Origin of the sequence: Mitsuaria sp. CC2 (assembly GCF_048957715.1) — a bacterium.
Taxonomy (GTDB): domain Bacteria; phylum Pseudomonadota; class Gammaproteobacteria; order Burkholderiales; family Burkholderiaceae_C; genus Roseateles.
The window spans coordinates 158652-171063 of the sequence record NZ_JARVXN010000029.1; the positions used below are offsets into that span (position 1 = coordinate 158652).

Here is a 12412-nt window from a genome sequence, read left to right on the forward strand (position 1 = left end):
CCCTCATCGCGTCAGCGGCAGCGCGGCGCCCATCATGGCGAAGAGCGTGCCGCAGACGCGGTTGAAGCCGCGGCCCGAGCGCTCCAGCCACGGGCGCACGCGGTGGGCCAGGCTCGCGATCAGGAACTCGACGATCGCCTCGGTGACGACGAAGGTCGCCGCGAGCCACACGAACTGGACGAGCAGGTCGCGCTGCGGATCGATGAACTGCGGCAGGAAGGCGCCGTAGAACAGCAGCACCTTGGGATTGGACACGGCCGACAGCAGGCCCTGCCGGAACAGCACGCGACCGCGTCCCTGTGCCGCCGACGCGCCCTCGGCAGGACGCAGCCGGATGGCCGGCGAGCGCCACAGCTGGATCCCCAGCCAGATCAGGTAGGCGCCGCCGACGACCTTGAGCACCAGCAGCGCGCTGGCGGTGGTCTGCAGCAGCGCGCCGATGCCCAGCATCGACAGGCCGATCAGCGCCGCGAAGCCGGTCGCGCCGCCGGCGATCGTCCACACGGTGCGCCGGCTGCCGTGCGCCGCGCCATGCGCGAGCACGAGCAGGCTGTTCGGGCCGGGCGTCAGCGACAGGCCGATCACGGCCAGGAAGTAGAGGGTCCAGGTGTGCAGTGCCATGCAGGCGATTGTGCGCCGAGGCGCTCAGGTCGGCGTCAGATGATCGATCGCTGCCTCCACGCGGCCCCGGTCGTGCGTGCTCAGCCCGCGCGCCGCCTGCCGGTACTGCGACAGCACCTCCTGGTCGGCCGGCAGGTGTTCCGCCAGCGCGATGAGCAGCTCGGCGCGATCGAAACCGGCGCTCATGGCGCCCGAGGCCCGCAGGATCTGCAGCGCGACCTCGCGGTCGACCTGGGTCTCGTCCATCAACGCGGTCAGCGCGGTGCGGCGGTCGAAGTCGCCGGAGATGCCGCCTACCGCGTCGACGTAGGTGGCGGCATACGGCGCCGCGTCTCCGCGCATCCGGTGGGCCGCCGCGGTGAGCACGGTGCGGCGATCGAAGTCGCCGCCGATCATGCCGCTCGCGGCGATCGCCGTGCGCAGGCGGTCCGGCGTCGCTTCATGGTCTTCGTCGATGAGCGCGACGATCGCGGTGCGCTTGTCGAAGTCGCCGCCGAAGCCTCGCACCGCCTGCTGCCATGCAGTCATCACGGCCGCGTCGTTGGCGAGTTGCGGCGACAGCGCCACGATCACCTCGCGGCGGTCGAAATCGCCCTTGAGCGTCGGGACCAGCGACAGCAGGTCGCGCTGCTGCGCGGGCGCCAGCGTCCGGTGCTGGATCAGCGCGATGAACGCGGTGCGGCGCTGGAAGTCGTCTTTCATCCGGCCGGACAGCGCGATCAGCTGCGACACGGTGTCGTCGCTCTGCGGACCGCTCTCCAGCAGCGCCTCGATGCGGCTGCGGCGCGCCATCGACTCCGGCGCCTTGCCGATGTCGGCGAGCGCCGCCTCGACGCCGCCCAGGCGCAGCAGGCGCTCCACGCGCGGTCCGCTGCCCTGTGCGCTTTCCGCGACCAGCTCGATCTGCGCCGTGATCCACGCCTGCGCCGGCGCGTCGATCGGCTTCATGTCGCCATCCAGCCAGAAGCGGCGCACCTGCCCACCCTTGCCGTCGGCGGCGATCTCGATGCGGCGCGTCACGCCGTCGACGCGCTCCATGATCGACAGCTTGTCGTCGAGCGAGACGACGTCGGTCTCGTCGGCGTTGAATGCCAGGTCGCCCGAGTAGTTCACGCGGCGCTCGACGCCGTTGCTGATCATGACCTGCCGCGTGACCTTCATGCCGCTGAAGGCCGATGAGAACGCGCCGCCGACGCCGCTCAGGTCGACGTTGAGCCGGGGGGCCTTGCCGATGACCAGCATGGGCACGGCCAGCGCCACGGCGCAGAGGCCGCCGGCGATCAGCACGCGGCCGAGGCGGCGGCGGGCGGGCGTGGTGCCGGCCGCCGGCGAACCTGCGAGCAGCGCATCCATCCGGGCCATCAGCGGTGAGCGGGCCGCGGCCATCGCGCTGGCCAGCACCGGCATCGGGCGGGCGCCGCGTCGGCCTTCCGCTGCGGCGGTGGCGGCGGCCATGTCGCGGGCGCAGACGTAGAGGCCTTCGGCCAGCGGCATCGCGCCGGCCTCGGCCGCCGCCCAGGCGTCGCAGGCCAGTTCGGCGAGCAGATCCAGCCGGCGCACGGCGAGGCGGTTCAGCGGCTGCAGCCAGCCGAGCTGCGACACCAGCCGCGCGGCCAGGCGCCAGGCGAGGTCGTGGCGGCGGAGGTGCGCGATCTCATGCGCGAGGACCGCGACGCGTTGCTGACCGTCGAGCGTGCGCATCAAGCGTCGGGGCAGGCAGACCTGCCCGCCCGGCGCGACCAGCGGGCTGGCCCAGTGCGGACTCACGCGCAGCGTCGGCGCGCGCACGCCGGCGATGCCGGCCAATTCGGTCGCGGCCTGGCCGAGCTCGGCGTCATCGCAGACCGGGAGCGCGCGCACCTGTCGGCGCAAGGCGAGCCAGCGCAGCAGTGTCAGTCCGATGCCGAACAGCGCGACGAGCGGCCAGGACAGCAGCATCGCGGCAAGGCCGTCGCGCAGGAGTTCGCGACGCCGGTGCATCGATTCGTCGCCGATGTCGATCGCCTGATCGGCGACGACGGTCAGACCGGCGGCCGGGCGTTCGGTCGGGCGTGGCGTGAAGGTGGGCGCGGCTGTCGGCGTTGCCGAGGATTCGCCGGTTGTTTCCGAGGCGACATCGGTGGGCCTTCCCTGTTCGGACACAGGTGCCCAGAGTTCCGGCAACGCCACCCGCGTGACCTGCGTCAACGGTTGCACGCTCGCCGTGAGCACCGCGCCGAAGAAGGCGGCGCGCCAGAAGGCTTCGCGCCACGCGGGGTGCTTCAGCCAGCCGGCGCGCTCCAGCGCCCAGACGCCGCCCAGCATCACCGTGCTGTGCAGCAGGTAGTTCAACAGCCAACCGGTCAGGGCTTCAATCATGGCGGCCTCCCTTGCTCTTCAGCAGCGCACGCATCCTGGCGAGGTCGTCGTCGCCGAGTCCGCCTTCCGCGACGAGATGGCTCAGCAGCGCCTCGGGCTTGCCGCCGAAGAGCGTGCTCAACAGGCCCGAGACCATCGAGCGCTGCACTTCCGGCTCGCTCACCGCGGCGCGGTAGACCAGCGCGCGACCGTCGCGTTCGCTGGCGATCAGGCCGCGCTTCTCCAGGCGCGTCAGCAAGGTCGCCACGGTCGTGTGCGCGAGCGGGCGCTGCTGGTCGCGCAGCGCTTCCGCCACCTCGGCGGTGCTGGCCTGCCCGCGCGTCCACAGCACGCGCATCAGCGCCAGCTGCAGTTCGCTGAGCGACACATCGCCCTTGCCGTCGTCGTTGATGACCTCGTCCATGATCGGATTCCGTATCTCTACACCTGTCGTACTACAACTGTAGAAGATCAAACACCTCCACCGCAAGGGCCGGGTTCCTGGGACAAACCCTCGACCCAGGCTTCCGCACTTCCATCGTCGTGTCAGTGCCTTGGCTCGTCGTCGACACCGCGAAGGCTCTCCTTGCGGCTTTCGATGGCCCCGGCGCGACGGTCGAAGCAGGGCATCGGTCAGAATCCAAGACCTATGACCGACCTCAGCGCCTACATGACCGGCGTCGGCGAGGCGGCCCGCGCGGCCGCGACGCTGATGGCCGCGGCCCCGACCGCCGCACGCAACCTCGCCCTGCAGGCCCTCGCCCGCCGCTTGCGCGAGGCCGGCCCCGCGCTCGCGACCGAGAACGAACGCGACCTCGCCGCGGCCACTGCGTCCGGCCTGGAAGCGCCGATGGTCGACCGTCTGCGTCTGACCGCGAAGGTGCTGGCCACGGTCGCCGAAGGCTGCGACCAGATCGCCGCGATGCCGGACCCCATCGGCGAGATCACCGGCATGAAACGCCGCCCGACCGGCATCAGCGTCGGCCAGATGCGCGTGCCGCTGGGCGTGTTCGGCATGATCTACGAGAGCCGTCCCAACGTGACCATCGAGGCCGCCTCGCTGGCGATCAAGAGCGGCAACGCCTGCATCCTGCGCGGCGGCTCCGAGGCGCTGCACAGCAATCTGGCGCTCGCGGCGCTGGTGGCGGACAGCCTCGAGGAAGCCGGCCTGCCGCGCGACGCGGTGCAGCTGATCAACACGACCGACCGCGCCGCGGTGGGCCTGCTGATCGCGATGCCCGCCTACGTCGACGTCATCATCCCGCGCGGCGGCAAGGGCCTGATCGAGCGCATCAGCCGCGAGGCGCGCGTGCCGGTGATCAAGCACCTGGACGGCAACTGCCACAGCTACGTCGACGCCGAGGTCGACCTGGACCTGGCGGTGACCGTCGTCGACAACGCGAAGACGCAGAAGTACAGCCCCTGCAACGCGACCGAGTCGCTGCTGGTCCATGCGAAGCAGGCGGCGGACTTCCTGCCGCGCATCGGCATGGTGTTCGCGGCCAAGGGCGTGGAGATGCGCGGCTGCGAGCGCACGCTCGCGCTGCTGGAAGCGGTACCGCGCGACCTGCTCAAGCCCGCGACGCCCGAGGACTGGGACACCGAGTACCTCGCGCCCATCATCAGCATCAAGGTGGTGGACTCGCTCGACGAGGCCATCGCGCACGTCAACCGGCATGGCTCGCACCACACCGACGCGATCCTGACGACCAACCACGTCAGCGCGATGCGCTTCCTGCGCGAGGTCGATTCGGCCAGCGTGATGGTCAACGCCAGCACGCGCTTCGCCGACGGCTTCGAGTACGGCCTGGGCGCCGAGATCGGCATCTCCACCGACAAGTTCCACGCCCGCGGCCCGGTGGGCCTCGAAGGCCTGACGTCGATGAAGTGGGTGGTGCTGGGTCAGGGCGAGATCAGGGGCTGATCAGCCCCCGCGATCCCGCCCGCCGCCCCGTTCAGGGCAGGCCCAGCACGTTGGCGTCCTTGGGCACGCTGATGCGGTAGACCGCGCTGAAGCGCTGCGTCCTGCCCGGCTCCAACGGCAGTTCCCACAGCTGCACGCCGGGTCGACTGCCCCAATCCGACTGCGTCACTGCCGGCGAGAACTGCGTCTGCACGCGGATGTCGGCGTGTTCGCCGACCGGCGCGGCTTCCAGCACCTGCACCGTGACCGCCCGGGTGCGCCGATTCTCGATCGCCCATTGACGCGTGACGATCCGCTCCCGTCGCGTGGCGATGAGTCCGGTGTCGGCTCCGTCGCGCTGCTCGGGACTGACATCGACACGCAGCCAGTCGTCGGTACCGAACGGCAAGGTCCACTCGGTGCCGTCGTTCGGACGGAACGGGATGCTGCCGATCAGACTGCCGTCCCGATACAGCTGCATCGGACCGTTCGGAAACGCGCCCGCGGGCCGCTTGGCCTCGGCGAACAGATAGGCCTGCGCCTCGATCTGCGGCTGGACCCGCGCGATCAGGCGCGCGTCCAAGGTCTGCTGGCCCAGCGTGAGCGACAGCTCCTGGCCGTTGCCTCGCAGCGTGACCGGTTGCGGCAGCGCGTATTCGGCGGCGAACTCGCCCTGGAAGACGGAAGCATCGAAGTTCACCACCACGGGCGGAGACAGCTCCTGTTGCCCCGTGCCGGGCCGCATGACCATGGCCGGTGCCGCGGCGGCCATCGCCATCATGGGCGCCGGGCTCTCGGCGTATCGGCGGGTGTCCGCGGACGACACGGTCGGCGGCGGCGCCATCGAGATCCGCCAGATCGGCAGCCCGCGCGGCGCGATCGCCTGCCGCGGCTGCTCGGTCGACAGCCTCAGGCGGACGTCGTTCCAGTCCTCGCCGCTGCCCTGGGCGACGCGGGCCAGCCGCTCGACAGTCAGCGTGCCCTTCGTCGTGTCGAGCCGACCGCGATACTGCGGCGTCCAGCCGCTGTTGCGCACGCGGTAGGACAGCTTCACCGGTACGGTGGTCGGGCTCGACAACCGCAGCTGCACGACGCCCACCTGACCGCTGACCGCCGGCTCGGCGGCGCGCGCGATGCGCAGTTGCTGATCGAGTTCGGCGATGCGCGTCTGCAGCGCCTTCTCGCGGGTCAGCAGTTCCTGGCCGCTGCGCCGCAGCGACTCGACCGAGGCGTTCAACGCCACCCCGGGCTTGCCGTCGCGATCGGTGACGCTGCGCAGGTATTTGAGCGCCAGGTCGACGCCGCCCATCTCCGCATCGACGGCACTGCGCTGCTGCTCAAGTTCCTTGATGCGCGGAGAGACACGCTGACACTCCGGCACCTGCTCCACGGGCAGCAGCTCCAACTGCAGGTCGCCCAGCGAAACGCCAGGCGCTGCCTCAGCCTGCAAGGTATCGCGATCCAGGTAGGGCGACAGGCAGGCGAACCGCGCCACGCCGGTCCCGGCCGGGGCGGTCAGCGTGCGTTCGACCTGAGCGCCGCCCGGATAGAGCAGCACCTGGCTGATCGCGCTGGCGCCCTGCGCGCGTGCCGCGCCCATGCCGCCCAGCGCGGCGCCCAGCACAACCACCGCGACCGCGGCGGACCGCCCCCTGTTGACGTTGCCGAATCGCTTCATCGGCCTCTCCCGTTGCATGTCCACACCCTCTGTGGCCGACGACGCTATCACGGTGCTGGCACACTTCCGGCCTGCCGCATTCCCTGTCAACCGCGGGTCCCCCGGCCTGCGCCCCTCCATTTCCCCATGTCCGACGCCGCCACCGCCACCATCCCCGCCGTCCACGCCTCGCGCCGCAAGGCGCTGGTGCTGTTCTCCGGCGGCCAGGATTCCACCGCCTGCCTGGCCTGGGCGCTGGAGCGCTTCGCCGAGGTCGAGACCCTGGGCTTCGACTACGGCCAGCGCCACCGCATCGAGCTCGACTGCCGCCAGACCGTGCGCGCGCAGATCGCCGCGCAGTTCCCGCAGTGGGCCGCCAAGCTCGGCGAGGACCACCTGCTGGACCTGAGCCTGCTCGGCCAGATCTCCGACACGGCGCTGACGCAGGAACGCGCGATCGAGCTGCAGGCCAACGGCCTGCCCAACACCTTCGTGCCGGGCCGCAACCTGCTGTTCCTGACCTTCGCCGCGACGCTGGCCTACCGGCGCGGCGCGTCGGTCCTGGTGGGCGGCATGTGCGAGACGGACTTCTCCGGCTACCCCGACTGCCGCGACAACACGCTCAAGGCGCTGCAGGTCGCGCTGAGCCTGGGGCTGGACACGCCGATGACGCTGGACACGCCGCTGATGTTCCTGACCAAGGCGCAGACCTGGGCGCTGACGGAGTCGCTGGGCGGCGAGGCTTTCAACGAGCTGATCATCGAGCACACCCACACCTGCTACCTGGGCGAGCGCAAGACCCGGCACGCCTGGGGCTGGGGTTGCGGCCACTGCCCGGCCTGCGAGCTGCGCGCCAAGGGCTGGAACGAGTTCCAGCTCACGAAGAGCACGACAACGGCCGGCCCGGCCGTCGCCCCTTGAGCCCCGTGATCGCCGCCGATGCCATGAACGACGTGACCGGGTTCCACTTGAACTGGTGGCTGTGGGGCTTGGCCGCAGTGCTGGTCTTCTGGAGCATCGGCGCCTACAACCGCGTGATGCTGCTGCGCAATGAGATCGGCAAGGCCTACGCGCAGCTGGACGATGCGCTGACGCGCCGCTTCGCGCATGGCGATCTGCTGCTGGAACGGCTGCGGGAACGGCTGCCGAGCGAGCAGGCCAGCCTCGACGCACTGGCCGCGGCGCAGGTGGAAGCCAAGGCCGCCGCACAGGCGGTGCGCGCGCGGCCGTACGCGGCGGACCCGGTGGCGCAGCTGGCGGTGGCCGCCGCCGTGCATGGCGCCGCGATGACGCGCATGGTGTCGCTGGTGGAGCACCACGCGGAACTGAGCATCGATCCGGACCTCGCGAGCGCCGTCGACGAGCTCAAGATGATCGACCGCCAGCGCGCCTTCTCGCGGCAGGTCTTCAACCAGTCGGTCGAGGCCTACAACGCCGCGATCCGGCAGTTCCCCACCCGCGTGCTGATGAGCTTTGTCGGGTTCAGCGAGGCGCGCAGCCTCTGAGCCGCAACGACCGCTGAAGGGATCACCCCTTCTTGTGCTTCATCAGCGCGAGGAACTCGGCACGCAGCGTCGCATCCTTCAGGAACGAACCGCGCATGACGCTGTTGGTCATCGTCGAGTCCATGTCCTTGACGCCGCGCCAGTGCATGCAGAAGTGGTCCGCATCCATCACGATCGCAAGACCGTCAGGCTTGACACGGTCCTGCAGTTCGTTGGCCAGCATCACCACCGCCTCCTCCTGGATCTGCGGGCGGCTCATGATCCACTCGGTCAGGCGCACATACTTCGACAGGCCGATCAGATTCGAATGCTCGCTCGGCAGCAGACCGATCCACACCTTGCCGATGATCGGGCACAGGTGGTGCGAACAGGCGCTGCGCACCGTGATCGGGCCGACGATCATGAGCTCGTTCAGACGCTCGGCGTTGGGAAACTCGGTCACCGGCGGCGGCGGCGCATAACGACCGGCGAAGACCTCCTTCACAAACATCTTCGCCACGCGCTTGGCCGTCTCCTGCGTGTTGTGATCGCTGTCAGTGTCGATCACCAGCGATTGCAGCACCGCCTGCATCCGCGTCTGGACCTCAGCCTGCAATTGCTCCAGCTCGCCAGCTTCGATGAACTCGGCAATGTTGTCGTTGGCATGGTGGCGACGACCCGCCTGGACCAGGCGGTAACGGATGCGATCCGACGCGGGCAGCGCGGCCAGCTCGTCGGGGCTCAGAATCAGGGTGCTCGTCATGAGGACGGATTGTCGCAGGCCCCAAAAACACTCGCTGCCTTCGCCACTAAACTCCACCAGTGTCTGCCCCCTCTTCCCCCAAGAATCCCTCCTCCGGCGGCGCGCCTCCGCTCCATCGACTGTTGGCCAGTGCCGCCGATGCAGTCCAGGCCGTGCGAGACGGCCACTCGCTCACCGAGTGGCTCGCACGCTGCCCCGCCGAGATCCGCCCCGGCGTCCAGGCGCTGAGCTTCACCGTGCTGCGCCGCCTCGGCGCGGCGCAGGTGGTGCGCGCCGCACTTGCTCCGAAAAATCCGCCGCCACGGGTGGATGCCCTGCTGGTGACCGCGCTCGCCCTCCTCTGGCCCGGCGAGACGGCCTACGCCGACCACACGCTGGTCGATCAGGCCGTACATGCCGTGCGCCAGCGCGCGCCCAACAGCGCAGGCTTCGCCAATGCAGTGCTGCGGCGCTTCCTGCGCGAGCGCGAAGCACTCGTCGCCGCCGCGGAGGCGGACCCGATCGCCCGCTTCAACCACCCGCGCTGGTGGCAGGACCGTCTGCGCGCCGATTGGCCCGCCGAGTGGCAGGGCCTGCTTCAAGCCAACCAGCAGAAGCCGCCGATGACGCTGCGCGTCAATCCGGCCCACGACGATCTCGACGGCTATCTCGCCCGCCTGCAGGGCGCCGGCATCGCCGCGCATGCGGCCGGCCCACTGTTCCCGCAGGCGGTCGTCCTCGACGAGCCACGACCGGTCCAGGCCCTGCCCGGTTTCGACGGAGGCCATGCCTCGGTCCAGGATGCCTCCGCCCAACTGGCCGCGCCCTTGCTGCTGGGCCAACGCCGGCCACAAGACCTGTCCCCGGGAGAGGAATGGCCGGAGCTGGGCGACGGCGCGCGGGTGCTCGACGCCTGCGCCGCGCCCGGCGGCAAGACCGCCCACCTGCAGGAACTCGCCGGCAACCGCCTCGATCTGCTGGCTTTGGACGCCGACGCCAAACGGCTGGCGCGGGTCAGCCAGAACCTTCAACGCTTGAATCTCGTCGGCGCGGTGCGCGCCGCCGACGCTCGCGACACCGCCACCTGGTGGGACGGCCGCCCGTTCGACGCCATTCTGCTGGACGCGCCGTGCAGCGCATCGGGGATCGTGCGCCGGCATCCGGACGTGCGCTGGTTGCGCCGGCCCGACGACATCCCGTCGCTCGCCCGCATCCAGGCCGAGCTGCTGGACGCGCTGTGGCCGCTGCTCAGACCGGGCGGGCGGCTGCTGTACGCGACCTGTTCTGTTTTCAAGGCCGAAGGCCAGGACCAGATCGACGCGTTTTTGCAACGCCATGGCGATGCGCGGTCGCGTCAGTTCGACCAGGGGGCCGGGCATCTGCTGCCGCTCGCAGACAATGGTCCGCAGGACTCCGCCTCCGGCGCGCCGGCCGTCACCGACGGCTTCTATTACGCGCTGTTGCAGAAGTCCTGACCCGAGAACTCCCCCCTGAATCCTGCCGCGTGTCTCCGCCATCCCGTCCCGTTCCGCTGCGTTCCTGGTGGCAGCGCCTGACCCTGGTCGGTGCGCTGCTGGCGCTGCACGGCTGGGCGCTGGCCCAGGGCGTGGCCTTGCAGGTGCTGAACGCGGAACGCGTCGAGGACGGCCTGGCGGTGAGCTTCAGCACGCGCTTCGAGCTGCCCCGGCAGGCCGAGGACGCGCTGCTCAAGGGCGTGGCGGTGTACTTCGTGGCCGAGGTCCAGGTCTTGCGCAACCGCTGGTACTGGCGCGACGCCCGCGTCGCCCAGGCCACGCGGACCTGGAGACTGACCTGGCAGCCGCTCACCCGCCAGTACCGCGTGAGCACCGGCGGCCTGCACCAGAGCTTCGACACGCTGGGCGAGGCGATCGCGTCGTTGCGCGGCGTGTCGGGGTGGCGCGTCGCCGAGACCAAGGACATCGAGGACGATGGCCGCTATTACCTGGAGTTCAGCTACAAGCTGGACACGGCGCAGCTCCCGCGACCGATGCAGATCGGCCTGGGCGGCAGCCAGGGCTGGGCGCTGGGCGTGGACCGCAATCTCACACTGACGCTGGAGGCGCCGTCCACGCCGCCGCCGAACCGGCCGCAACCCTGAGCACGCCGACTTCGAAGCTCCTTCCATCTCCCGTGATTCAGCAAGGATCCTGACCCGTGACCAAGTCGGCGCGCCTGGCGTGGTTGATCTCCGTGACCGCGATCGCGGGCGCCAGCGGCATGCTGGCGTTCCTGCTGTCCATCAGCACGACCGCGCAGCGCGGCTTCCTCGAACGCCACTACGTCTGGCTGTTCTGGGTGAACGTCGCCGTCGCCACCGCGCTGATCATCGTCATCGGCGTGGCCGGCACGCGGCTCGCGCTGCGGGTGAAACGCGCCCGCTTCGGCAGCCGGCTGCTGCTCAAGCTCGCCGGGATCTTCGCGATCGTCGGCGTGGTGCCAGGTCTCCTCATCTACACGGTGTCCTACCAGTTCGTGAACCGGAGCATCGAGAGCCTGTTCGACCAGCGCCTGGCCAGCGCGCTGGAGGCCGGTCTGGCGCTCGGCCAGGACACGCTGGAGAACCTGCGCGCCGAACAGACGACCCGCACCCGCGCCGCCGCGGAACGCTGGGAAGACGGTGCGCTGGCGCCGCTGGCGCTGGAACGGCTGCGCGACCAGCTCGGCGCGCGCAGCGTGGCCCTGGTGGCGGGGAACGGCCAGGTGGTGCTGTCCGCCGGCGGGGAGTCGAGCGAGATCCCGGCGCGGCCCAGCGCGGCGCTGATCTCGCAGGCGCGCAGCAACGGCATCGCGTCACGGCTCGAAGGGTTGGAGGATGAACAGCTGGCGATGCAGGGCGAGGCCAGGATCCGGTCGCTGGCACTGCTGCCGAGCAGCGCACTGCAGTTGACCAACAGCGACCGCTACCTGATGGTCGTCAAGCAGATCTCCGGCAAGGTGATCAGCAACGCACTGAACGTGTCGACGGCGAACCAGGAGTACCTGCAGCGCTCGCTGCTGCGCGACGGCCTGCGGCGCATGTACCTGGGCACGCTGACGCTGGTGCTGATCCTGGCGGTGTTCGCGGCGCTGCTGCTGGCGGTGGCGCTGTCCAACCAGCTGGTGCAGCCGCTGCTGCTGCTCGCTGAGGGCATGCGCGAGGTCGCGACCGGCGACCTGAAGGCCAAACCGGTGTTCCGCTCGCGCGACGAACTGGGCGGACTGACACAATCGTTCGCCGACATGACGCAGCAGCTGGCCGACGCGCGGGCGCTGGTCGAGCTCAGCGTGACACAGCTGGAGCGCGCACGCACGCACGTGCAGACCATCCTCGACAACCTGACCGCCGGCGTGATCGTGTTCGACGGCGACCGGCACATCGAGACCGTCAACCCCGGCGCGACGCGCATCCTGAAGCTGCCGCTGTCGGCCTACGTGGGCCGGGAGCTGGAGGAACTGCCGGCGCTGGCGGCTTTCAGCAAGGACATCTGGCAGCGCTTCGAGCTGCAGAGCTCGGAATCCGGCGAACGCGAACACTGGCAGGATTCGTTCGAGCTGCAGCTCGACGAGAAGACGGCATTGACGCTGCTGGTGCGGGGCGCACTGCTGCCGCAGGATGCGCGGCTGCTGGTGTTCGACGACATCAGCGAGGTCGTGTCGGCGCAGCGCTC

The 12412-nt window shown here is 70.2% G+C and carries 11 protein-coding genes; 6 read left to right on the forward strand and 5 right to left on the reverse strand.

Annotation, left to right across the window (positions count from 1 at the left end; genetic code table 11):
• Nucleotides 1–3 precede the first annotated feature (3 nt).
• Genes PV762_RS20370 through PV762_RS20380 form a run of 3 tightly spaced genes read right to left on the reverse strand, consistent with a single transcriptional unit; the run spans nucleotide 4 to nucleotide 3382 of the window.
• Nucleotides 4–621, reverse strand: a complete 618-nt coding sequence (locus PV762_RS20370; protein ID WP_421036820.1) for a LysE family translocator — start codon at nucleotides 619–621, stop codon at nucleotides 4–6.
• 24 nt (nucleotides 622–645) lie between these two features.
• A complete protein-coding gene (locus PV762_RS20375; protein WP_421036821.1) occupies nucleotides 646–2979 on the reverse strand; it encodes a M56 family metallopeptidase in 2334 nt (777 codons plus the stop codon).
• Nucleotides 2972–3382 (reverse strand): BlaI/MecI/CopY family transcriptional regulator, encoded by a 411-nt coding sequence (locus PV762_RS20380; RefSeq protein ID WP_421036822.1) that lies wholly within the window; start codon nucleotides 3380–3382, stop codon nucleotides 2972–2974. Before PV762_RS20380 ends, PV762_RS20375 begins: the two co-directional genes overlap by 8 nt.
• Nucleotides 3383–3607: 225 nt before the next feature.
• Between PV762_RS20380 and PV762_RS20385 the strand changes: the two genes are divergently transcribed.
• Entirely contained in the window at nucleotides 3608–4882 is a 1275-nt protein-coding gene (locus PV762_RS20385) for a glutamate-5-semialdehyde dehydrogenase (RefSeq protein WP_421036823.1), read from the forward strand.
• A gap of 31 nt (nucleotides 4883–4913) precedes the next feature.
• On the opposite strand, the gene PV762_RS20390 is transcribed toward PV762_RS20385, so the two are convergent.
• The gene (locus PV762_RS20390; protein WP_421036824.1) at nucleotides 4914–6539 is read right to left on the reverse strand and encodes a DUF4139 domain-containing protein; all 1626 of its coding nucleotides are present in this window, start codon (nucleotides 6537–6539) and stop codon (nucleotides 4914–4916) included.
• A gap of 126 nt (nucleotides 6540–6665) precedes the next feature.
• On the opposite strand from PV762_RS20390, the gene queC reads away from it, so the two are divergent.
• Complete coding sequence (gene queC / locus PV762_RS20395) at nucleotides 6666–7439, forward strand: 7-cyano-7-deazaguanine synthase QueC (protein WP_421036825.1); 774 nt, start codon at nucleotides 6666–6668, stop codon at nucleotides 7437–7439.
• A gap of 23 nt (nucleotides 7440–7462) precedes the next feature.
• Nucleotides 7463–8023 carry a LemA family protein gene (locus PV762_RS20400; protein WP_421036826.1) on the forward strand — a complete coding sequence of 187 codons (561 nt, stop codon included), beginning with the start codon at nucleotides 7463–7465 and terminating at the stop codon, nucleotides 8021–8023.
• A gap of 22 nt (nucleotides 8024–8045) precedes the next feature.
• On the opposite strand, the gene folE is transcribed toward PV762_RS20400, so the two are convergent.
• Nucleotides 8046–8765 (reverse strand): GTP cyclohydrolase I, encoded by a 720-nt coding sequence (gene folE / locus PV762_RS20405; protein WP_421036827.1) that lies wholly within the window; start codon nucleotides 8763–8765, stop codon nucleotides 8046–8048.
• A 59-nt stretch (nucleotides 8766–8824) separates the two neighbouring features.
• On the opposite strand from folE, the gene rsmB reads away from it, so the two are divergent.
• The 3 genes from rsmB to PV762_RS20420 form a co-directional block, all read left to right on the forward strand.
• Nucleotides 8825–10219 carry a 16S rRNA (cytosine(967)-C(5))-methyltransferase RsmB gene (gene rsmB, locus PV762_RS20410; protein WP_421036828.1) on the forward strand — a complete coding sequence of 465 codons (1395 nt, stop codon included), beginning with the start codon at nucleotides 8825–8827 and terminating at the stop codon, nucleotides 10217–10219.
• A 29-nt stretch (nucleotides 10220–10248) separates the two neighbouring features.
• Entirely contained in the window at nucleotides 10249–10863 is a 615-nt protein-coding gene (locus PV762_RS20415; protein ID WP_421036829.1) for a DUF4390 domain-containing protein, read from the forward strand.
• Nucleotides 10864–10919: 56 nt separating this feature from the next.
• Nucleotides 10920–12412, forward strand: a 1493-nt coding sequence (locus PV762_RS20420; protein ID WP_421036830.1) for a sensor histidine kinase, incomplete at its 3' end; no start/stop codon positions are given.

Coding starts and splice junctions, on each gene's coding strand:
- PV762_RS20370 (WP_421036820.1), bottom strand. CDS start 621: ATGGCACTGCACACCTGGACCCTCTACTTCCTGGCCGTGATCGGCCTG.
- PV762_RS20375 (WP_421036821.1), bottom strand. CDS start 2,979: ATGATTGAAGCCCTGACCGGTTGGCTGTTGAACTACCTGCTGCACAGC.
- PV762_RS20380 (WP_421036822.1), bottom strand. CDS start 3,382: ATGGACGAGGTCATCAACGACGACGGCAAGGGCGATGTGTCGCTCAGC.
- PV762_RS20385 (WP_421036823.1), top strand. CDS start 3,608: ATGACCGACCTCAGCGCCTACATGACCGGCGTCGGCGAGGCGGCCCGC.
- PV762_RS20390 (WP_421036824.1), bottom strand. CDS start 6,539: ATGAAGCGATTCGGCAACGTCAACAGGGGGCGGTCCGCCGCGGTCGCG.
- queC (WP_421036825.1), top strand. CDS start 6,666: ATGTCCGACGCCGCCACCGCCACCATCCCCGCCGTCCACGCCTCGCGC.
- PV762_RS20400 (WP_421036826.1), top strand. CDS start 7,463: ATGAACGACGTGACCGGGTTCCACTTGAACTGGTGGCTGTGGGGCTTG.
- folE (WP_421036827.1), bottom strand. CDS start 8,765: ATGACGAGCACCCTGATTCTGAGCCCCGACGAGCTGGCCGCGCTGCCC.